This window comes from Pseudorhodoplanes sp., from assembly GCA_032027085.1.
GTDB lineage: Bacteria > Pseudomonadota > Alphaproteobacteria > Rhizobiales > Xanthobacteraceae > Pseudorhodoplanes.
The window spans coordinates 4,065,819-4,086,712 of sequence record JAVSMS010000001.1 but is presented as its reverse complement, the minus strand read 5'-3'; the positions used below and the strand labels follow the sequence as shown (position 1 = coordinate 4,086,712).

Below are 20,894 nucleotides of genomic sequence, written 5' to 3'. Positions count from 1 at the left end.
GTGACAACTCACATAAAGGTGCGCGCGCTCCCTCAGTGCACCGTCGCAGTTTGCGGCTGTCCCAGCGCCGGTCCTTCGACCGGCAGCCGCACCAGCACAACGGTGCCCGCGCCGGGCGTCGAGCGGATGCGCATCGTGCCGTTGTGCAATTCGACCAATGACTTTGCGATGGCGAGGCCAAGCCCGGAACCATGATAGGTCTTGGTCAATTGGCTTTCGACCTGCTCGAAGGGCTTACCGAGTTTCTTCAGCGCCTCGCGCGGAATGCCTATGCCGGTGTCGCTGATCGCGATCAGCACGCAGCCGCCGCGGGCGCGCCCGCGCACGGTGACGCGGCCGCCATCGGGCGTAAACTTCACCGCATTCGACAAGAGATTCAGCGCCACCTGCTTGAGTGCGCGGCGGTCGGCGCGCATCCGGATGCCGGGCGCGATGCGGGCATTCAGCGACAGGGATTTTTCTTCGCCGGTGGTAGAGACAACGCGCATGGCGTCGGCAAGAATCTGGTCGAGCTCGACCTCCTGCGGCTCGAGCCTGAAGCGGCCCGCCTCGATCTTGGACATGTCGAGCACATCGTTGATGACGTCGAGCAGGTATTGTCCGCTCTGGTGGATGTCGCGGCAATATTCCTTGTATTTCGGCGCGCCCAGGTCGCCGAACATGCCTTTTTCCATGATCTCGGAAAAACCGATGATGGCGTTGAGCGGCGTGCGCAGTTCGTGGCTCATATTCGCAAGGAATTTCGACTTCGCCTGATTGGCGTCCTCGGCGCGGTCCTTTTCCTTTGCATATTTCTCCGCCAAGTCTTGCAATTGCTGCTGCGATTGCCGCAGGTCCTCAATGGTCGCGAGCAGGCGCTTCTCGCTGGTCATCAGCTTGCGCTCGTTCTGTTTCAGCGCGGTGATGTCAGTGCCGACGGAAACATAGCCGCCATCCTTGGTCTGCCGCTCGCTGATATAGAGCCAGTGGCCGTCGTCGAGCTGCGCCTCGAAGGTGCGGGCGCCGGGAATGTCGGCACCCGCGGCGCTGATCTTGGTGCGGATCACATGCTTGCGGCCCAGGGAAACGATGTCTTCGTAAGGCGTGCCGGCGGCGACAGCTTCGTCAGGCAGATTGTGCAGGGCCTGGAAATTCGAATTGCAGAGGACCAGCCGGTTGTCAGCGTCCCACAACACAAAGGCTTCCGGAATCGTCTCGATGGCGTCGCGCAGGCGCAGGTCGGCCGCCACGGTTTTTTCCACCAGACCCTTCTGTTCGGTGACGTCGACGGCGATGCCGATCAGATGCAGGCCGGGCTCGCCGTGCTGCTGCTGCACCAGCTCGCAGCGAACGCGCAGCCAGATCCATTTGCCGCTTGCATGGTGCATGCGAAAGTCGTGGTCGACAGAGGTGGTCCGCGACTCGGCAAGCTGCGCGGCAAGATCATAGAGATTGATGTCGTCGGGATGGACCAGCCCGTTCACTTCCCAGAAGGGCAAGAGATCGTCCTTCGGATCGATTCCGAGAATGGCGAACATGGAATGCGACCAGAAGATGCGCCCGCGCGCGAGATCCCAGTCCCATAGGCCGCAGCGGCCGCGATTGAGCGCGGTGTCGATGCGGCTGCGCACGGTGTCATAAATGATATCGGCTTCGCGGGCGCGCGTCGCCTGCCAGTGGAAGGCAAAGCCGAGAATGAGAAGGACGAAGCCGGTGGTGGCCGAGAGCGTCACCGTTAGCGTGGTGTCGGAACGCCAGGCCGCAAGCACATCCGAACGGCGTTGAAAGACCGCGAGCTGGCCGTAAGGCGGGTTCAACTGGCGCACCGTGGCCAGCGCCGGGCGGTCATCGGAGAGGTGGATTTCCATGACGCCGGCATCCACACCGAGCGCAGTCAGCGGCTGCGCTTCGCCAAGAATGTCCAGCAGCTTGCGGCCGACAAAGCCGGGGGTGGCGGGCGCCGCGGCGACGACCAGGCCTTCCGGATTGCTGACCAGAATATAGCGGCCCGCCGCCGTGGTGCGGGCGGTGCGCGCCTGGTCAAGAACCTGCTGTGCGCTGCGCCAGAGCGGCGCGGCGTCCTCCCGGCGGGGGCGATCGAAACGGTCCGAAAGCACTTCGGCGATGGTTTCGATGTCCTTGCTCGCATCGGCGATCGCCTGGCGGCGATGATCCAGCACCTGCACAAAGGCGCCAATTGCGATGGTGAGTAGGAAGGCGATGATCAGCGCGGGGACCGCACGGCGCAGCGCCGGTTCGGCAGTCAGCAGGCGTCTGTATGCGGGCTTGGCAATAGATTGTGCCATGCCCTTGATCGAATCAGATCGTACAGACGCGCTCGCCGCCTCGACGCGCGCCATGCTGGCCCCCGTATATGATGGATCCCCTTAACGCCACCCCGACCGGAAGGATGTGCCGCATCACTCCGAATCACATGCCGATTGGAATCGATGCGCGCTGATTTGTCGAGAGTCTTAACAGTCAATTACCGCGAGAAAGATATGAACAGCAGCGTGCGCAGACCGGCGCAGCACGCCGCTGCCCGCGCACGCGATGTGAAGAAATCGAGTCTTCAGAATCGGTTAGCTGCTCGTGCGCGCGCAAGAGCGCGAGGCGACAATTGTGCAGCGCATCTTGAAAGGCGCGCACGGATGTCGGTGGACGCGCAGCGCCGGCTGTCAGGCCGGGATGCGCCTGCGGAACAGCTTGACCACATTCTCGGTCATGACCGCCTCGTCGCGCTGATTGAACACCTCCACCTGGACCTTCACGACTCCTCGATCCGGCTTGCTGGTCGAGGCGCGCGTTTCCAGGACGGTTAGCTTGACGCGCAGACGATCGTCCGGTCGAACCGGGCGCAGCCACCGCAAGGACTCGACGCCGCCGGCGGGCAGGATGGTTTCCGGCGGATTGAAATGGTCCACCATCATGCGCATGGTCACGGCGCAGGTGTGCCAGCCACTGGCGATCAGTTCGTTGACCGCGGCGTGCGGGCCGGGATCGCGGCGAAGGTGATAGGGCTGCGGGTCGTAGGCCTGGGCAAAGGTGACGATCTCCTGCTCGGTCATCAGGTAGTCGCCGAACTCGAAAATCATTCCGGGCGCAAAGTCCTCGAAATATCGTTTGGGAATTGGTGCGTGCATGGCGGTCGTATTGCTTTTGACTTTCGCGGTGGGGTGACGGGGTGAGTCAGCTGTCCGCCAGCGCGCGGCTGACGATGTCCTTGACATCGGCGGAGAGGGAGGCGGTCGCGTCCACGCGCTGCAACGCGGCTTTCGCGTTGGCGCGACGGCCGCTTTCCAGCGCGCGCCAGGAGCGAAAAGCGGTCATCAGCCGCGCGGCCACTTGCGGGTTCTTCGGGTCGAGCTCAAGAATTTTCTCTGCCACGAAATCATAGCCGGCGCCGTCGGCGCGGTTGAACTGCGTGGCGTTGCCCTGCGCGAAGGCGCCGATCAGCGAGCGCACGCGGTTGGGATTGCTCATCGAGAAGGCGGGATGCCCGGTCAGCGATTTCACGCGGTCGAGCGTTCCGGCTTCCGGGATGGCGGCCTGCAGCGCCAGCCATTTGTCGATGATCAGCGGGTCGGCTGAGTAACGATTGTAGAAATCCTCGAGAGCCGCCTGCCGCTGCGGCACGTCGTGCAGTGACAACGTCGCGAGCGCGGCCATGCGGTCGGTCATGTTGTCGGCCGCCTGAAATTGCGCGTAGGCGCGGGCGATGCCTTGCGCATTGGCGTCTGCGGCCAGGAGATCGAGTGCAATATTCTTGAGTGAACGGCGTCCGGCGCTGGCCGCGTCGGGGCTGAAGGGACCGCTATTGGTCATCGCGGCATAGGTTTCGGCCAGTGGCTTCGCCAGGCGTCGCCCGATCGCGGCCCGCAGGAAGGATCGCGCGCGAAATATCGCGTCGGGATCGACATCCTTGCCGATCTCGCGCGCGATATCGGCTTCACTCGGCACCGCGAGCGCCAGCGCGACAAAGGCCGGCTGCAGCGAGGTGTCGGTGAGGATCGCGGCCAGCGCCGCGACCAGCCCGTCGTCGGACTGCGCGGCATTGCCCGCTCGCAAGGCCGCGACATTCTGGATCAGGCCCCGCGTCGCCAGCGTCTGCAACGCCTGCCAGCGGTTGAAGGGGTCGCTGTCGCGCGCCGCCATGAGCTGCAGATCGGCCGCGGACAGGTTGGCCGTCAGCTTGATGGGCGCGGAGAAACCGCGGTTGAGCGACAGCACCGGCGTCTCGCCGACATTCTCGAACACGAAGGATTGCGAGGGCTTGTCGAGCACGATGACACCGCGCTCCACCGTGCGGCCGCCGATCTGCAGCGGCAGGTCCTGCCCGCCGCTGCCGATGAGGCCAAGCGAGAGCGGAAGGACCATGGGTTCCTTGCTTGGCTGGCCCGGCGTTGGCTGCAGGGTCTGTTGAAGATCAAGCGTGTAGGTTTTCGCCTTCGCATCGTAGTGTCCGCTCGCGATCACCTCCGGCGTGCCGGCTTGTGAATACCAGCGCATGAACTGGGAAAAGTCGCGCTTCGACGCGTCGGCGAAACATTGCACGAATTGCTCGATGGTCGCCGCTTCGCCATCATGGCGCGCGAAATAGAGATCCATGCCTTGGCGGAACAGATCAGGGCCGAGCAGGGTGCGGATCATGCGCACGACCTCGGCGCCCTTTTCGTAGACCGTGCTCGTATAGAAGTTGTTGATCTCGTGATAGAGTTCCGGCCGCACCGGATGGGCGAGGGGGCCGGAATCCTCGATGAATTGATGTCCGCGCAAGCCGCGCACGTCGCCGATGCGCTTCACCGGCCGCGAGCGCTGGTCGGCGGTGAATTCCTGATCGCGATAGACGGTGAGGCCTTCCTTAAGGCAGAGCTGAAACCAGTCGCGGCAAGTGATGCGGTTGCCGGTCCAGTTGTGGAAATATTCGTGGGCGATGATGCCTTCAATCGAGGCGAAGTCGGTATCGGTCGCGGTCTCGGGCGAGGCGAGGACGTATTTGTCGTTGAAGACGTTCAGCCCCTTGTTCTCCATCGCGCCCATGTTGAAATCCGACACCGCGACGATCATGAAGATGTCGAGATCGTATTCGCGGCCGAAGGCCTCTTCGTCCCAGCGCATGGACCGCTTGAGCGAATCCATCGCATAGGCGCAGCGGTCTTCCTTGCCCGGCTCGACATAGATTTTCAGCGCCACCTTGCGGCCGGACATGGTGGTGAAGCTGTCTTCCACGCAGGCCAGTGATCCGCCGACCAGCGCGAACAGATAGGACGGCTTCGGGAAGGGGTCGTGCCAGACCGCGAAATGACGGCCGCCGGGAAGATCGCCCGACTCCACCAGGTTGCCGTTCGACAGCAGGATCGGCGCTTCGCCTTTGTCGGCTTCGATGCGCGTGGTGTAGACCGCCATCACATCCGGGCGATCGGGAAAATACGAGATGCGGCGAAAGCCCTCGGCCTCGCATTGCGTGCAATAGACGCCGTTCGAGCGGTACAGCCCCATCAATTGCGTGTTGGCGGACGGATCGACGAGCGTCTCGATCTCGAGGCGGAAGGCGCTTTGCGGCGGCTGCGCAATCGTCAGCTTGTCAGGTGTCGCGGCGAAGGCGTCGGCTTCAAGGGGACGTCCGTCGATCGACAGGCTTTTGAGCGTCAGACCGTCGCCATCCAGAACAAGCGGCGCCGGATGACGGGCCGCCGGATTGGGGCGCAGTGTCAGGACGCTGCGCACGCGCGAGGCACCGGGATGCAGCGCAACATCGAGATCGACTTTATCCACGAGCCAGTCTGGCGGGCGATAATCCTGCAGGCGGATGGGACGGGCTTGCTCGGTGCGCATGTTCTTTCAGCTAATGAAAAGCGGGATGGATTCAGCAGGCGTCTTAGCACAATGGGCCGCAACACAAGGGCAAGAGTAAGATGCGGCAGCAGCATGTGAGGATACAACAAACGTTTGCCAATGCCTGAAACGGGGTATTTGCTTTGCTGCCGCCTGTCGATCCCAAGCAAAACGGACAGGCGCGGCGGGAGCAATCCTGGTTCGACTTTATGGTCCCGGCTGGCATACCGAGGACGATCATCCACAAGGTCAACCGGGACGCCGTCGCCGGCTGCAGGACCCTGCAGGAGGGTCTGGCCAAGCACGGCGCCATCATTGCTGTTGTGGCCGCAACGCAGACACGGTTCGACATCATCAAGAACGATACCGACCGCCACAGCAAGCTGTTCGTGGCCGCCGGCATCGCCGCAAAGTGACGTCTTGCTGCATTTGAGTTGAAAGACACGCATGCCGGGCCGACAATACCCGATATGCGTGTCATGCTTTTGGAAAAGACCGGTACGCCGCTCGTCATGCGGGAGCGGCCATTGCCCGAGCCCGGACCCGGCGAAATTCTGATCAGGATCAGTGCCTGCGGCGTGTGCCGCACCGACCTGCACGTGGTCGACGGCGAACTCCCGCATGCGAAAATGCCGATCGTGCCGGGACACGAAATCGTCGGTACGGTCGAAAAGGTAGGTTCAACTACGCGTTTTGCGCTCGGCGACCGTGTCGGCGTTCCCTGGCTCGGTCACACCTGCGGTGTGTGCTCCTACTGTCAGCGCGAGCAGGAAAATCTCTGCGATGCACCGCTCTTCACCGGCTACACCCGGGACGGCGGCTTCGCCACCCACACCATTGCCGATGCGCGCTATTGCTTTCCGCTTCCGGACAAGATGGATGATGCGCATGCCGCGCCGCTTCTTTGCGCGGGGCTGATCGGCTGGCGCAGCTATCGCCTGGCCGGAGACGGGCACTCGCTCGGCATCTACGGCTTCGGCGCCGCCGCACATATCCTGACGCAGATGGCGATCTGGCATGGACGCGAGGTTTACGCCTTCACGCGGCCAGGCGATGTGGCTGCGCAAAATTTTGCGCAGTCGCTTGGCGCTGTCTGGGCAGGTGCCTCCGATGAAGCGCCGCCGGAGCCGCTCGATGCCGCGATCATCTTCGCACCGGTCGGCGCATTGGTGCCCGCGGCACTACGCGCGGTGAGGAAAGGCGGGCGCGTCGTCTGCGGCGGCATTCACATGTCGGATATTCCGAGCTTTCCCTATCGTCTGCTGTGGGAAGAACGGCAGATCCTGTCGGTTGCCAATCTCACGCGCGAAGACGCGCGCGAATTTTTCGCCATTGCGCCGCAGGCCGGGATCAAGACCGAAATCGTGCGCTATCCGCTTGAGCAGGCCAATGAGGCGCTCGCCGTCCTGCGCGAGGGGCGTCTTCAGGGCGCCGCCGTGCTGATACCCTGAGTGGAAGACGTCAAAGGCTCGGCGTGACCGATCACACGCCGGATCGACGGCCAGCGATCGCGTAGCCCGCGTTCCAGATCGTCGACCTTTTCGTGGATAGTATGGACGGTTTGCGCCGGATCGACGCGGCAATGGAAATTCACCATCTCCCCGTCGTCCGTCTCGCGCACGCGCACGTCGTGCACCTGGCGGATCGTGCCGATCTCACCCGCAATCTCGACCAGCGCCGCCTCGATCTCGCGCACGCGCGCTAGCGATGCGTCGCGTCCGGACAGGTCCGTGACTTGCAGCGGCTCGATATGGGTTTCCACTTCCACGCCGTTGCCGAGTTCCTCTTCAATCGCGCGTTCGAGGCCGTCGGCAATGTCATGCGCCGCGCCGAGCGACAGATGTCCGTCCACTTCCAGATCGAGGGAAACCGCGAGTTTGTCTTGCAGATTTTGCACGGTGACGTGGTGCACCGCGAGCGCGCGGTTGCGCGCGATCACATTGACCCGTTGCAGCACCGTCTCGTCGCTGAGAGCGACGGGCGTTGCCGTGACAGTCACGTCGGCATCGCCCAGGAGCGAGTCCAGCTTTTTCTCGACACCGGTCTTGACGGTTGCAACGCGGTCGAGCGGATAGGTGCGCGGAATACGAACGGCGGCATCGATGAAATAGCGCGGACCGACCTTGCGCATGCGCACGCGCTCAATGCCGACAATGCCGGGAACGGTCTGCAATGCGGCTTCGACCCGTTCGGTATCGCCCTCCGGGGCGGTGTCGACCAGCGCGTCAACGGTTTGGCGGCCCATGCGGATGGCCAGGATGGTAATCATGGCGGCGACCACAAGCGCCGCGGCCGAGTCTCCCCATTGGTAACCATAGGCGGCGAGGATCAGCCCGATGATGACCGGGATCGATCCGAAGAAGTCGGATGCAAAATGCAGCGCATCGGCAGCGAGAGCCTGGCTGCCGTGTTTCTTGGCCGCGGTCCAAAGCACCTGAGCGCGCCAGGCATTGACTGCCATTTCGATGCCGAGAACGATGAACGGGATGATGGAAAAGGTGACCGGGCTGCCACCCTCGATCAGGCGTTTGACCGCCTCGACGGTGACGCCGCCGGCGAGCAGCAGAAGCAAGGCAGTTTCGGCGAAAGCGGCAACATTCTCTATCTTGCCGTGGCCGTAATGGTGCTCGGCATCCGGCGGTTTGTCGCCGACCCGGACCGCGTACCATGTCACCAATGTCGCCCCGAGATCGATCAGGCTGTGCAGGGCGTCGGAAATCAGCGCCAGGCTGCCGATCATCACCCCGATAATGAATTTCGCCGCCGCCAGGCTGCCGCTGGCAAAGACCGAGACGATGGCGACGCGTTCTTTCTCGCTGGACATGGGAAAAAAGCAGCCGTTTGGAGGCCTGTGCCGTTGGAAGCTGCGCCTGCATCTGGCTTCTTGCGCGGAAAACCGCAACCAAAATCGCTGCAGATGCGAGTCGTTTGCAAATGAATTGCGTGGTTCAGATATCCTGACCGCCAGACCTCAATGGAAATCCCGACTTTTAATAAGGGGCAGTTCGCCTTGTTTGGAGGAAAGCATGCGAGCGTCCGGCAGGGCGATGCCGCCGTCACGCAGCCTGCACAATTGCGATGTCAGGTCGACAAATTCTTCCGCCACCACATGCACCACGAGTCCCGCACGCTGCAGCCGCCCGCGCACGGCGAGAAAGCGCGAGGTCATGACGACGCGGCGGTTGCGCGCGAATACCTGCGGCCAGATCACGATATTGGCGATGCCGGTCTCGTCCTCCAGCGTCGCAAAGACGACACCCTTGGCGGTGCCGGGCATCTGCCGCATCAGGACAAGGCCGGCGATGGTCACGAGGCTGTTCTGCGGCAGGTCATCCTTGCGGTGATCGACATTGCGGATGGCGCCGAGCCGCGCGAGCTCGTCGCGAAAAAAGCGGATCGGGTGTTCCTTCAGCGACAGGCCGGTTGCGACATAATCCTCCGCCACATGCTCGGAAAGCGGCATGGCTGTCAGAGCGACCTTTGGCTCGGGGAAGAGATCGTCGCTCATATGCGGGGCAAGCAGGGGGAGCCGGCTGTCCGGTTTTGTTGAAGATGGTTTCGGCATTTTGCCGGTGCGAAGCCCGATGGCGTCAAGCCGCCGCGCCACCCAGAGCGCCTTGCGGCGATCGAGATCCAGTGACCTGAACGCATCGGCCGCCGCAAGCCGCTCGATGGTGAAGCGCGAGATGCCGGCCACGGCGGCGAGCCGCTCGATACTGGCATAGCCGTTGCCGCGCGCGTTGATGAGTCTGTCCAGCTCTTCCTTTTGCAGTCCCTGAATTTGTCGGAAGCCGAGACGCACGGCATAGCAATGTCTGCTGCCTTCTTGGGCGGGCTCCAGCGTACAATCCCACTCACTGCAATTCACATCGGCCTCCCGCACCTCGACGTCATGCTCGCGCGCATCGCGCACAAGCTGGGCCGGCTGATAAAATCCCATCGGCTGGCTGTTCAGGATCGCGGCGCAGAACACGTCCGGGTAATGGCACTTGATCCAGGCGGACGCATAGACAAGCAAAGCGAAACTTGCCGCGTGGCTCTCGGGAAAACCGTATTCGCCAAAGCCTTCAATTTGGCCGAAGCAATTTTCAACGAATTTGGGATCGTAGCCGCGGGCCACCATGCGGTTGACGAATTTCTCGCGGAACAAAGGCACGTTGCCGGTGTGACGGAAGGTGGCCATGGCGCGACGCAATCCGTCCGCCTCGTCGGGCGTGAATTTTGCGGCGGTGATGGCGATCTGCATGGCCTGTTCCTGGAACAGGGGGACGCCGAGCGTGCGCTTCAGAACATTTTTCAGTTCGTCCTTGTCGCCGTGTTCGGGCGAAGGATGCGGATATTCAATGGTTTCAGGATCCCTTTCTCGTTGTCTTAAATAGGGATGCACCATGTTGCCCTGGATCGGGCCGGGGCGCACGATCGCCACTTCGATGACGAGATCGTAGAATGTTGCCGGCTTCAGGCGCGGCAGCATCGACATCTGTGCGCGGCTTTCCACCTGGAACACGCCGACCGAATCCGCGCGCGAGAGCATGTCGTAGGTTTTTCGGTCTTCCTTGGGCAGCGTGTCGAGCGTGTATTCCTTGCTGTAATGCAATTTGAGCAAATCGAGGCTGCGCCGCAGACAGCTCAGCATGCCGAGCGCCAGCACATCGACCTTCATCAGGCCGAGCGTATCGATATCGTCCTTGTCCCATTCGATGAAGGTGCGATCCTTCATCGCGCCGTTGCCGATCGGCACGGTTTCGTCCAGCCGTTCGCGCGTCAGCACGAAGCCGCCGACATGCTGTGACAGATGGCGCGGAAAGCCGAGCAGTTGACGCGCCAAAAGGATAGTCTGGCGGATAGCCGGGTTTCCAGCGTCGAGGCCGGCTTGGCGGATGTGCTGGTCTGGCAATCCGTCGTCATGGCTGCCCCAAACCGTCTTGGCAATGGCGGCTGTAATGTCGGGCGTCAGTCCTAAGGCCTTCCCAACCTCGCGAATGGCGCGGCGGGAGCGGTAATGGACGACAGTGGCGCAGATCGCGGCGCGCTCGCGGCCATAGCGGCTGTACACATACTGAATGACTTCTTCACGCCGCTCGTGCTCGAAATCGACATCGATGTCGGGCGGCTCGCCGCGGTTCTCGGAGACAAAGCGGGCAAACAGCGACTGGCTGGTTTCAGGGTTGATTTCCGTGATTCCAAGACAATAGCAGACGGCGCTGTTGGCGGCAGAGCCGCGACCCTGGCACAGAATGCTGATGCTGCGCGCATGTGCGACAACATCTTGCACCGTTAGAAAATAGCGCGCGAAATCGAGCTTCGCGATGATCGCAAATTCCTCTTTGACACGCGTGACGACTTTCTTCGGAATGCCGTCGGGGTAGCGCCGCTTAGCGCCGGCCCAAGTCATATCTTCCAGATGCTGTTGCGGCGTTTTGCCCGGTGGCACCGGCTCGTCGGGATATTCGTTTTGGAGCTTGCCAAGATCGAAATGACAAGCATTTACGATCTCGATCGTGCGCGCGATGGCCTCAGGATAATCCGCGAACAATCGCGCCATTTCTTCCGCTGTCTTGAGATGACGCTCGGCGTTGCGCGCCAGCCGGAATCCGGCTTCCTGAACAGTGCATTTCTCGCGGATGCAGGTGAGTACGTCGGCCAGCGCGCGGCGCTTCGGAACGTGATAATGCACATCGTTGACGGCGACCATCGGCGCACCGAGGTGCGCACCAAGCTCGTTCAGCAATCCGAGTCGCCGGCTCTCATCGCCATGATAGCGATAGCAACCCGCAAGGAAGCAGCGTCCTGACGCTGTATGTGCGAGCGTTGCCAGCCGCGCCTCGAACGTTGCTGACATTCCATCCGGCGGGATCGCAACGAAGATCTGTCCTTCGCTGGCCGTCAGAATGTCTTCGAAACTCAGAAGACATTCGCCCTTTTTTCCGTCGAGCAGCTTGTTGCCCTGCGTGATCAGCCGGCACAGGCGGCCATAGGCCTTGCGGTCGGTCGGATAGGTGATCGCCTCGAAGCCGTCGGTGGTGACAAGGCGGGTGCCGACCAGGAGCTTGACCAGATGTTTTTTGGCTATCTCTTCCTTTGATTTTCCGGCTTCCGCGCTTTTTTGATCTCGGATCTTTTTCCATTTTTCATAAGCGCGTACCACCCCGGCGAAGGAATTGCGATCAGCGATGCCGACGGCTTTCAGGCCCAGGGCGTCAGCCGTCTCGACCATTTCCCGCGGATGCGCGGCGCCGCGCAGGAAAGAGAAATTGGTGATGACGGCAAGTTCGGCGTAGGCGGTCATGGCCGATCCTCAGGCGAACAGGCCGTGCAGAAACCATTGCGCTTCACGGGTCTCGCGCCCGTAAAGCCCCGCGCGATAGAGCCAGAATCTGTGGCCGTCCTCGTCTTCGACAAGATAATAGTCGCGCGTCGGCTGCTGGCCGTCGCGCCACCACTCGCCGGCGATGCGTTCCGGACCCTGCGCCTGCGCGACCTTGTGCAGCACGCCGCGCCAGCGAAAGCGTTTGGGCGGGCTTTCCGGCACCGTCGCCAGGACATCCTCAATGCGCTCGGCCTTTGACAGCAGGATCAGCGGGCGCGGACGTGCCGCATCCGGCGCGGGCCAGGTCGGCGCGTCGCCGATCACACTGGCGGATTGCTCCGCACGCTCCGGCAGATGGCTCTCGGCGGGTTCCAGCCGCCGCACGCTGCGCGGGCCAAGCCGCTGCCGCAGGCGGTCGATCAATGCAGCACATTGTTCCGAGCCAGCCATGGTTTCGGCATCGGCAATCAGCTCAGCCTGCCAGTTCTGCATCGGCTCGGCCTTGGTGACGGCGAGATCCAGCGTCTCGAAGCCAAAACCAGCCTCGACTTCGCTGGTGATGCGTTCAAGCTTCAGGTCGAGCAGCCGCGCGACATGGGACGCATCGCGCGTCGGACGCGTGAGGCCGAGATCGATCAATGTGGCCTCGCCATCAACGCGATAGAGTGACAGGCGCAGATCGCGCGCGCCGACGCCGTCGCGCGCCAGCGCATGACCGATATCCTGCATCAGACGCGTTGCCATTCTGATCACTGCATCGGTGGTGAAGATCGGCTCCATCAGATAGCGGGCGCTGTGATAGACCGGCGGCGGCACGATGAAATCGAGCGGCTCCGATGCATATCCCAGCGCCTGATCCAGCCGCAGCAGCAACTCCTTTTCGAAACGCGCGGCAAAAGGAGCGCGCGCCGTGCCGATCAGCGAACCGATGCGCTTGAAGCCGAGCCGCCGCAAGGTGACGCAAGTGTCGTGCGACAGGCGCAGAGCCTCGACCGGCAGAGGCGCAAGCGCCTCGGCTTCTGTCCCGGAAGAGACGATGACAATGGGCTTTGCGCCGCAACGCGACAGGGCCCAGGCGGCGCCCGGTGTGTCGGCGATCGCAAGCCTTGCGGGCAAACCGAAATGGGCGAGCCGTTCACCGATATCTTGCAGCAGGCTTTCTTCGCCGCCGAACAGATGCGCGGCGCCCGTCACATCGAGAAAGAAACCGTCCGCGCCATTCTCTTCGCCCCAGCAGGACACCGCAGGCGTGTAGCGTGTGGCCCAGAGCGCGAGCCGTTTCAAGGCGGCGTCGTCAGCCACGGGATCCGCGGGATGCACCTGCAGGAATCCGATCTTTGCCCGCGCATCCGCGAGGATGTCGTGACGCATCAGCCCGGCCTGTTCCGCCGCTTCATTCAGGGCGAGGATGCGCGGCGTGCCGGAGTCTTCCGACGACAGGACGAAGGGTCGCTGGGGATCAGCCGGCTTATGCGACGGATTGCGCACCTGCGCGGCAAGAAAACGCTGGATGGGCCATCGCGGCAGGAAGACTGAAACGATACGCGGCATGATCGAACTCCACCAACCATTCTCCCGTGCGCCCGTTGCGGCAGCGTTCGAGCCGGAGATGCCATCGCCAGTGAGTCGCGAGGCCGAAGCGGTCGCGCGTGCCCGGCGCCGTCGCGACGCGCCAGCGCGTCGCCGCGACATTCGTCCCCGGCTGATCCGGTGGTCTCAGCAGGAAAAGCGGGATGCCGGAATCGGCGGCGGCCAGGTGTAGACGTTGGCCGGCGAGAAGATCGAGATTGCTGTCCACCAGGCCGGCCACCGCGCCTGGCACGCCCGATCGCAAGGTTTCTTCAATCGCCCAGAGCGCCTGCTTGCCGCCGTCCGTTTCCACAAGGATGACGCGAGCGGGATCGAGACCAAGGCCGTTCAGGCCATGCCCATGCAACGTGGAGAAGATCTCTCCGCGCGAGGCGACGAAGAAGGTCGACCCGGCACGAACAAGTCGCCCGAGCAGGGCGATGATGAACCCACAGGCGGCAGGCGCATCGGTTGCGGCCCGGGGCAGGATTTCATGCACGGCGGCGAGAGACAGACCGCCCTGCGGAAGAAAGACATCCAGCTCCGGGGGGCCGAGGGGGAGAACCCGGCCGGAGGCGGAAATCCCCTCCTGCCGAGGCATTAGCCGGCGTAATTCATGCACGATTTCAGCCCGTTTTCGGCCGTTCGGAGTAGAAGCTGATCGCATGATGCAATCATAGAACAAATAGAGAACATTTCAAGAGACGAACAAGCCGGCCCCTGACGATCTTGATTGGGTCGGGCATCCCGGCCGACCCCCAGCGTCGGCTTGCTGCACCGCGTCGAGCCAAGCTGTGGCAAATTATATTCGTTTGAATATAATTGCCCATGCGAACAAAAATCATCCTATACGCTTGCCCCAGGAGCAGCCCTTCGGAGCGGCGGACAACGGAGAGTTCATGGCGGAACGCTCGTTCAAGGAAGAAGTGGGAAAACTTCGCCTCGGCGCCGGAGAAGAGTTCCGCGGCGAGGGCATCCTCGCCATCACCAAGGCGCTGCTCGAATCCGGTGTCTCTTATGTTGCCGGCTATCAGGGAGCGCCGATCTCGCACCTGATGGATGTGCTCAGCGACGCGAATGACATCCTGAAAGAACTCGGCGTTCATTTCGAATCGAGCGCCAGCGAAGCGACCGCCGCGGCAACGCTTGCGGCATCCGTGAACTATCCCTTGCGCGGCGCCGTCACTTTCAAATCCACGGTCGGCACCAATGTCGCTTCCGACGCGCTCGCCAATCTTGCCTCCAGCGGTGTCAAGGGCGGCGCGCTGATCATCGTCGGCGAGGATTACGGCGAGGGCTCCTCGATCATGCAGGAGCGCAGCCACGCCTTCGCGATGAAGTCACAGGTCTGGCTCCTTGATCCGCGCCCGAATCTGCCGTCGATCGTGAATGCGGTGAAGAAAGGCTTCGAACTGTCGGAAGCCTCCAACACGCCGGTGATGCTGGAAGTGCGCATCCGCGCCTGCCATGTCTATGGCCGCTTCACCGTGCAGGAGAATGTGCGTCCTGACTTCACGCTGAAGGACGCGCTGGAGAAACCGCAGCGCGACGTCAATCGGATTCCGCTGCCACCGGCGACCTATCTGCAGGAGAAAGAAAAGATCGAACAGCGTTGGCCGGCGGCGGTGAAATTCATCAAGGACAATGCACTCAATGAGTTCTTCGACGCCGAGATTTCTGATATCGGCATCGTCATGCAGGGCGGCATGTATAATACCGCCTTGCGCGCGCTGGAGTTGATGGGGCTCGCCGATGCGCTCGGCAGCTCGCGCGTGCCGCTTTATGTGATGAACGTCACTTATCCGCTGATCGATGACGAACTGATCCGTTTTGCCACCGGCAAGCGCGCGATCCTGATCGTGGAGGAGGGAGCGCCCGAATATATCGAGCAGGCGGTCAATACCATCCTGCGCCGCGCCGATATCCAGACCCGGGTCGAAGGCAAGGGCATGTTGCCGATGGTCGGAGAATATACCGGCGGCATCATGCGCGAGGGGCTTGGCAAGTTCGTGCGCGCCTATCGTCCCGACCTGCTCGGCGAATTGCCGCACACGGCGCCGTCAAACGAGGCGACGGTGCGGCTCGCGGCCGCTGCGAAGGCGAGCGAAGGTCAGGTGCATCCGCGGCCGCCGTCCTTCTGCACCGGCTGTCCGGAACGGCCGATCTTCACCGCCATGAAACTGGTCGAGCGCGAGCTTGGGCCGCATCATGTCAGTTGCGACATCGGCTGCCATCTGTTCTCGATCCTGCCGCCCTTCAATATCGGCGCCACCACCATGGGCTATGGCCTTGGCGGCGCCGGCGCGTCGGCGTTCAACACCGACGACGGCAAGCGCGCGATCGCCATCCTGGGCGACGGCGGCTTCTGGCATAACGGCCTGACCTCCTCGATCGGCAACGCCGTCTTCAACAAGTCGAACAACGTCCACATCATCATCGACAATGGCTACACCGCCGCGACCGGCGGGCAGGATGTGCTGTCCTCGGCTGCCGACAATGCGATCCGGACGACCAAGAACCCGATCGAGAAGGCGGTGCGCGGCGTCGGCGTCGACTGGGTGAAGACGATCACGCGCACTTACGATGTCGCCAAGATGCGCGACACCTTGCGCGAGGCGCTGACCACGCCGGAGCAGGGCCCCAAGGTCATCATCGCGCAGTCGGAATGCATGCTGAACAAGCAGCGCCGGGTGAAGCCGCTGATGAGCAAGGCGATCAAGGGCGGGCAACGCGTGGTGCGCGAGCGTTTCGGCGTCGATCCCGACACCTGCACCGGCGATCATTCCTGCATCCGGCTGTCGGGCTGCCCGTCGCTGACGGTGGCACCCAATCCCGATCCTCTGCGCACCGAGCCTGTCACCAAGGTGATCAATTCCTGCGTCGGCTGCGGCTTGTGCGGCGAGGTGGCGCATGCCGCCGTGCTGTGTCCGTCCTTCTACCGCGCCTCGATCATCAACAATCCAAACCGGTGGGACCGCCTCAAGGAAAGGCTCCGCGGTGCCGTCATCGGTTTCCTGCAGCGGCGGCTTGAGAAGCGCCAGCTCGCGGCGGCCTGATTGTCATGAACGCGCCGATTTCGCAGAAAGCGAGGCCGATCACGCTTGCCATCCTTGCGATGGGGGGTGAGGGTGGCGGGGTGCTCGCAGAATGGCTTGTCGATCTGGCTGAGCACAGCGGCTATCTCGCGCAGACCACCTCGGTGCCGGGTGTCGCCCAGCGGACCGGCGCGACCATCTATTATCTGGAGATGTTTCCGCGTGCGGCGATCAACGGGGCGGGACGCGAGCCGGTCCTTGCGCTGATGCCGACGCCGGGCGATGTCGACATCGTCGTCGCTTCCGAATTGATGGAAGCCGGACGCGCCATCCAGCGCGGACTGGTGACGCCAGACCGTACGACGCTGATCGCGTCGATCAATCGCACCTTCTCCATGACCGAGAAGCTGGCTTTGGCCGACGGACGCGTCGACGACGCCAAATTGCTCGAGGCCTGCCGGACGGCGGCGCGACAGCTTTATGCGTTCGACATGGCGGCGCTGGCGGAGGCGACCGGCAGCGTCATCAGCGCGGTGCTGTTCGGCGCCCTGGCGGGGGCCAATGTGCTGCCGTTCCAGCGCACGGCTTTCGAGGCGGCGATCCGGCGCGGCAATGTCGGTGTTGCGACAAGCCTTGCCGCTTTCACTGCCGGGTTTGAGGCGGCGATAAGCGGTGCGGCCTCGCCTTTGCCTGCAGGCGAGCCGCAGGCTGCCGAGACGCCGCATCTGCCGGACGCGATCGCGACGCTTTGCGCCGAGGCCGAACGCAGCGTACCGCCGACGGTCCAGCCGGTGGTCCGCGCCGGCATTCTGCGCACGGCGGATTATCAGAACGCAAGCTATGCGCGGCTCTATCTCGACCGGCTCGCGCCCTTCATCTCCCTCGAGCAAAAACACGGCGACGGCACGCATCGCCTGTTGCAGGAGACAGCCCGCCAGCTTGCGCTCGGCATGGCCTATGAGGACACGATCCGCGTTGCCGAACTGAAGATCAGGCCGTCGCGTTTTGCTCGGGTGCGGGAGGAGGTGAAGCTCGCACAGGGGCAAATTCTCGAAATCGCCGAGTTCATGCATCCGCGCACCGAGGAAATCGCCGACACGCTGCCGGCGCCGCTCGGGCGCTTCATCCTGCGCACCAGATGGGTACGACGCCTTATCGACCGGTTTACCTCATCAGGCCGGACCGTGAAGACGACATCGCTGCGCGGCTTCCTGCTTCTCTATATTGTCACCATGCTCAAGCCGCTGCGTCCCCGCTCGCTGCGGTTTGAGACAGAGCAACGCGCGTTGCAGACCTGGCTTGAGGCAGTCGAGCGCTGCGCCGGCACCAATTACGATCTCGCGGTCGAGGTCGCCGCCTGCCGCAACCTAGTCAAGGGCTATGGCGACACGCATGAGCGCGGCGGCGCCCGGTTCGACGAATTGATGAGGGTTCTGCCCGAACTGACTGGCCGCCCCGATGCCTCCCGGCAATTGGCGAGGCTGCGCCAGGCTGCCAATGCCGATGAGACCGGCCTGACATTGACGGCGGCGATTGCCGCGTTGCGGTCAGAGCAGGCCGAGGCCGTCAGCAAGGTCTGACGCCGGCGGCGAGGCCGCCGCCCTTTTCCATCCACTACCTGTGATCCTGCCTCTGGAACGGTCCCGCGCATGATGCAACAATTGCATCAAACCTAAGGGTTGTGACTGGAACGTCCTTTGCAAGGGATTAGAAATCTTACCCTTTCTGGCGGGGGAAGCCAGCATTCCGGTGGAGGTAAACAAGCATGAAATATGTCTCAGCAGTGGCGGTCGTCCTGGGATTGCTGGCGCAGCCGGCAACGGCGCAGGAACTGAGCGGCACCCTGAAAAAGATCAAGGAGACCGGCGAGATCACGCTTGGCCATCGTGAGTCCTCGGTGCCGTTTTCCTATCTCGACGACAAGCAGCAGCCGGTCGGCTATGCGATGGACATCTGCTACAAAATCGTCGATGCGGTGAAGAAGGAGCTGAAGCTCGACAAGCTCGCGGTCAAACTCAATCCCGTGACCTCGGCAACGCGCATTCCGCTGATGGCCAACGGGACCATCGATCTTGAATGCGGCTCGACGACGAATAATGCTGAGCGCCAGAAGCAGGTCTGGTACACAAACACGCATTTCCTGACGGCGAGCCGCTACGTCACCAAGCGCGCGAACAAGATCGGCAAGATCGACGATCTCAAGGGCAAGACCATCGTCTCCACGGCCGGTACAACAAATATCAAGCAGGCCACCGAGGCCAATGTTGCGCGCAAGCTCGGCATGAACATCATTCCGGCCAAGGATCATGCGGAAGCGTTTCTGATGGTCGAGACCGACCGTGCCGTGGCTTTCGTGATGGACGACATCCTGCTGGCCAGCCTCGTCGCGTCCTCCAAGGATCCCAAGGCTTACGTGATCTCGGAAGACGCTTTCTCGCTGCCTGAGCCCTACGGGATCATGCTGCGCAAGGATGACGCCGCTTTCAAAAAGGTTGTCGATGGTGCGACGTCGGCGCTCTACAAGAGTCCGGAAGGCAAGGCGATCTACGACAAGTGGTTCACGAAGCCGATCCCGCCGCGCAACCTCAATCTCAATGTGCCGATGAGCGCGCAAATGAAGAAGATCTTCGACAAGCCGATCGATTCGCCCGATCCGGCCGCTTACTAGGCCCCGCCGGCCTGGCCTGCGGCGGCTTCTTGCCGCCGCAGGTGCAATGGGGAGAGGGGCAATGAACTATAACTGGAACTGGGGAATCTTCTGGGAGCCCTCGCCGGAGGGGACCGGCACCTATTTTGATATGCTGCTCTCGGGGCTCAGGTGGACGATCGCAACCGCGTTGCTCGCCTGGGTGCTGGCGTTGCTGCTCGGTTCGATCATCGGCGTCATGCGGACGCTTCCCTCGAAGTCGGCGAACTATTTCGCATCGGCCTATGTCGAATTCTTCAGAAACATTCCGATCCTGGTGCAGTTGTTTCTGTGGTTCTTCGTGTTGCCGGAATTGCTGCCGCAGGCGGCGGGCCTTTGGCTGAAGCAGCTTCCGAACGCGGCGTTCTGGACGGCCGCCATCGGCATTGGCTTCTACATGTCAGCGCGTGTCGCCGAGCAATTGCGCGCCGGCATCAATGCCTTGCCGCGCGGGCAGTCGATGGCCGGCAAGGCGCTCGGACTGACGACGGCACAAATCTATGTTTATGTGCTGCTCCCGATGGCCTATCGGATCATTTTGCCGCCACTCACCTCTGAATTCCTGAACACCATCAAGAACACGGCCGTCGCATTGACGATCGGACTTCTGGAACTGACCGGGCGTGCGCGGTCGATGCAGGAATTCTCTTTTCAGGTTTTCGAGGCCTTCACCGCGGCGACGATCCTGTATCTGATTGTGAATGCCGTTGTTGTCGTGGCGATGCATTTCATCGAGCGCCGCGTCGCGGTGCCCGGCTACATCACAGGCAAGTGAGGTCGGTATGTTTTCGAATATCGATCTCGATGTGATCTGGCGGTCGCTGCCCTATCTTTTCCTCGATGGCATGCGCTTCACGCTGATGCTGACCGCGATGGCGACGGCGGGCGGTGTCATTTTCGGGACGCTGCTCGCGATGATGCGGCTGTCCGGCCTGCCGATCCTGCCGCAGATCGCGGCCACCTACACCAACCTCATGCGGTCGCTGCCGCTCGTGCTGGTGATCTTCTGGTTCTATTTTCTGATTCCGTATGTCGGACAATGGATCACAGGCGCCTCACGGCCGATTTCTGTCGGCGCCTTCATGTCCGCATTGGTGACATTCACGCTATTTGAAGCGGCTTATTTCTCGGAAATCATGCGCGCGGGCATCCAGTCGATCTCGCGCGGCCAGGTGGCGGCCGGCTATGCGCTGGGGCTCACATATTGGCAGGTGATGGGCAATATCGTTTTGCCGCAAGCCTTCCGCAATATGCTGCCGGTCCTGCTGACGCAGACGATCATTCTGTTTCAGGACACCTCACTCGTCTATGTGCTCTCCATCACGGACTTTCTCGGCGCCGCCTCGAAGGTGGCCCAGCGCGATGGACGTCTTGTGGAGATGTATCTGTTCGTTGCCTTGGTCTATTTCGTGATGTCCTATGCCGCGTCCCGCTTCGTCAAGCATCTGCAGACGCGTGTCGCTGTTATTCGGTGAAGGCC

14 protein-coding genes are annotated in these 20,894 nt (G+C 62.4%); 7 read left to right on the top strand and 7 right to left on the bottom strand.

The window, feature by feature from the left end:
• Positions 1-32: 32 nt before the first annotated feature.
• The 3 genes from RO009_19980 to pepN all read right to left on the bottom strand — a co-directional run bounded on the left by RO009_19980 (position 33) and on the right by pepN (position 5,814).
• Positions 33-2,339: an ATP-binding protein gene (locus RO009_19980; GenBank protein MDT3687314.1), complete on the bottom strand. Its 2,307-nt coding sequence runs from the start codon at positions 2,337-2,339 to the stop codon at positions 33-35.
• A gap of 318 nt (positions 2,340-2,657) precedes the next feature.
• Complete coding sequence (locus tag RO009_19975) at positions 2,658-3,074, bottom strand: MaoC family dehydratase (protein ID MDT3687313.1); 417 nt, start codon at positions 3,072-3,074, stop codon at positions 2,658-2,660.
• Positions 3,075-3,168: 94 nt separating this feature from the next.
• Positions 3,169-5,814, bottom strand: coding sequence for an aminopeptidase N (gene pepN / locus RO009_19970; protein ID MDT3687312.1), 2,646 nt, complete (start codon positions 5,812-5,814; stop codon positions 3,169-3,171).
• A 143-nt stretch (positions 5,815-5,957) separates the two neighbouring features.
• Here pepN and RO009_19965 point away from each other — a divergent pair, with 143 nt between their 5' ends.
• Both RO009_19965 and RO009_19960 read left to right on the top strand, forming a co-directional pair.
• A complete protein-coding gene (locus RO009_19965) occupies positions 5,958-6,230 on the top strand; it encodes a hypothetical protein (GenBank protein ID MDT3687311.1) in 273 nt (90 codons plus the stop codon).
• A 54-nt stretch (positions 6,231-6,284) separates the two neighbouring features.
• Positions 6,285-7,265 carry a zinc-dependent alcohol dehydrogenase family protein gene (locus RO009_19960; protein ID MDT3687310.1) on the top strand — a complete coding sequence of 327 codons (981 nt, stop codon included), beginning with the start codon at positions 6,285-6,287 and terminating at the stop codon, positions 7,263-7,265.
• On the opposite strand, the gene RO009_19955 is transcribed toward RO009_19960, so the two are convergent.
• From RO009_19955 to RO009_19940, 4 genes are all read right to left on the bottom strand, one after another.
• A complete protein-coding gene (locus tag RO009_19955) occupies positions 7,238-8,638 on the bottom strand; it encodes a cation diffusion facilitator family transporter (GenBank protein MDT3687309.1) in 1,401 nt (466 codons plus the stop codon). The genes RO009_19960 and RO009_19955 overlap by 28 nt on opposite strands.
• A 147-nt stretch (positions 8,639-8,785) precedes the next feature.
• Positions 8,786-12,103: an error-prone DNA polymerase gene (locus RO009_19950; GenBank protein MDT3687308.1), complete on the bottom strand. Its 3,318-nt coding sequence runs from the start codon at positions 12,101-12,103 to the stop codon at positions 8,786-8,788.
• Between the two features lie 9 nt (positions 12,104-12,112).
• A complete protein-coding gene (locus RO009_19945) occupies positions 12,113-13,675 on the bottom strand; it encodes a DNA polymerase Y family protein (protein ID MDT3687307.1) in 1,563 nt (520 codons plus the stop codon).
• Positions 13,593-14,294: an ImuA protein gene (locus RO009_19940; protein MDT3687306.1), complete on the bottom strand. Its 702-nt coding sequence runs from the start codon at positions 14,292-14,294 to the stop codon at positions 13,593-13,595. Before RO009_19940 ends, RO009_19945 begins: the two co-directional genes overlap by 83 nt.
• A 298-nt stretch (positions 14,295-14,592) precedes the next feature.
• Between RO009_19940 and RO009_19935 the strand changes: the two genes are divergently transcribed.
• From RO009_19935 to RO009_19915, 5 genes are all read left to right on the top strand, one after another.
• Positions 14,593-16,749 (top strand): indolepyruvate ferredoxin oxidoreductase subunit alpha, encoded by a 2,157-nt coding sequence (locus RO009_19935; GenBank protein ID MDT3687305.1) that lies wholly within the window; start codon positions 14,593-14,595, stop codon positions 16,747-16,749.
• 5 nt (positions 16,750-16,754) lie between these two features.
• Positions 16,755-18,308 (top strand): indolepyruvate oxidoreductase subunit beta family protein, encoded by a 1,554-nt coding sequence (locus tag RO009_19930; GenBank protein MDT3687304.1) that lies wholly within the window; start codon positions 16,755-16,757, stop codon positions 18,306-18,308.
• A gap of 185 nt (positions 18,309-18,493) precedes the next feature.
• Entirely contained in the window at positions 18,494-19,396 is a 903-nt protein-coding gene (locus tag RO009_19925) for an amino acid ABC transporter substrate-binding protein (protein MDT3687303.1), read from the top strand.
• 61 nt (positions 19,397-19,457) lie between these two features.
• Complete coding sequence (locus tag RO009_19920; GenBank protein ID MDT3687302.1) at positions 19,458-20,189, top strand: amino acid ABC transporter permease; 732 nt, start codon at positions 19,458-19,460, stop codon at positions 20,187-20,189.
• 7 nt (positions 20,190-20,196) lie between these two features.
• The gene (locus RO009_19915; protein MDT3687301.1) at positions 20,197-20,889 is read left to right on the top strand and encodes an ABC transporter permease subunit; all 693 of its coding nucleotides are present in this window, start codon (positions 20,197-20,199) and stop codon (positions 20,887-20,889) included.
• The last annotated feature ends 5 nt before the right edge of the window (positions 20,890-20,894 follow it).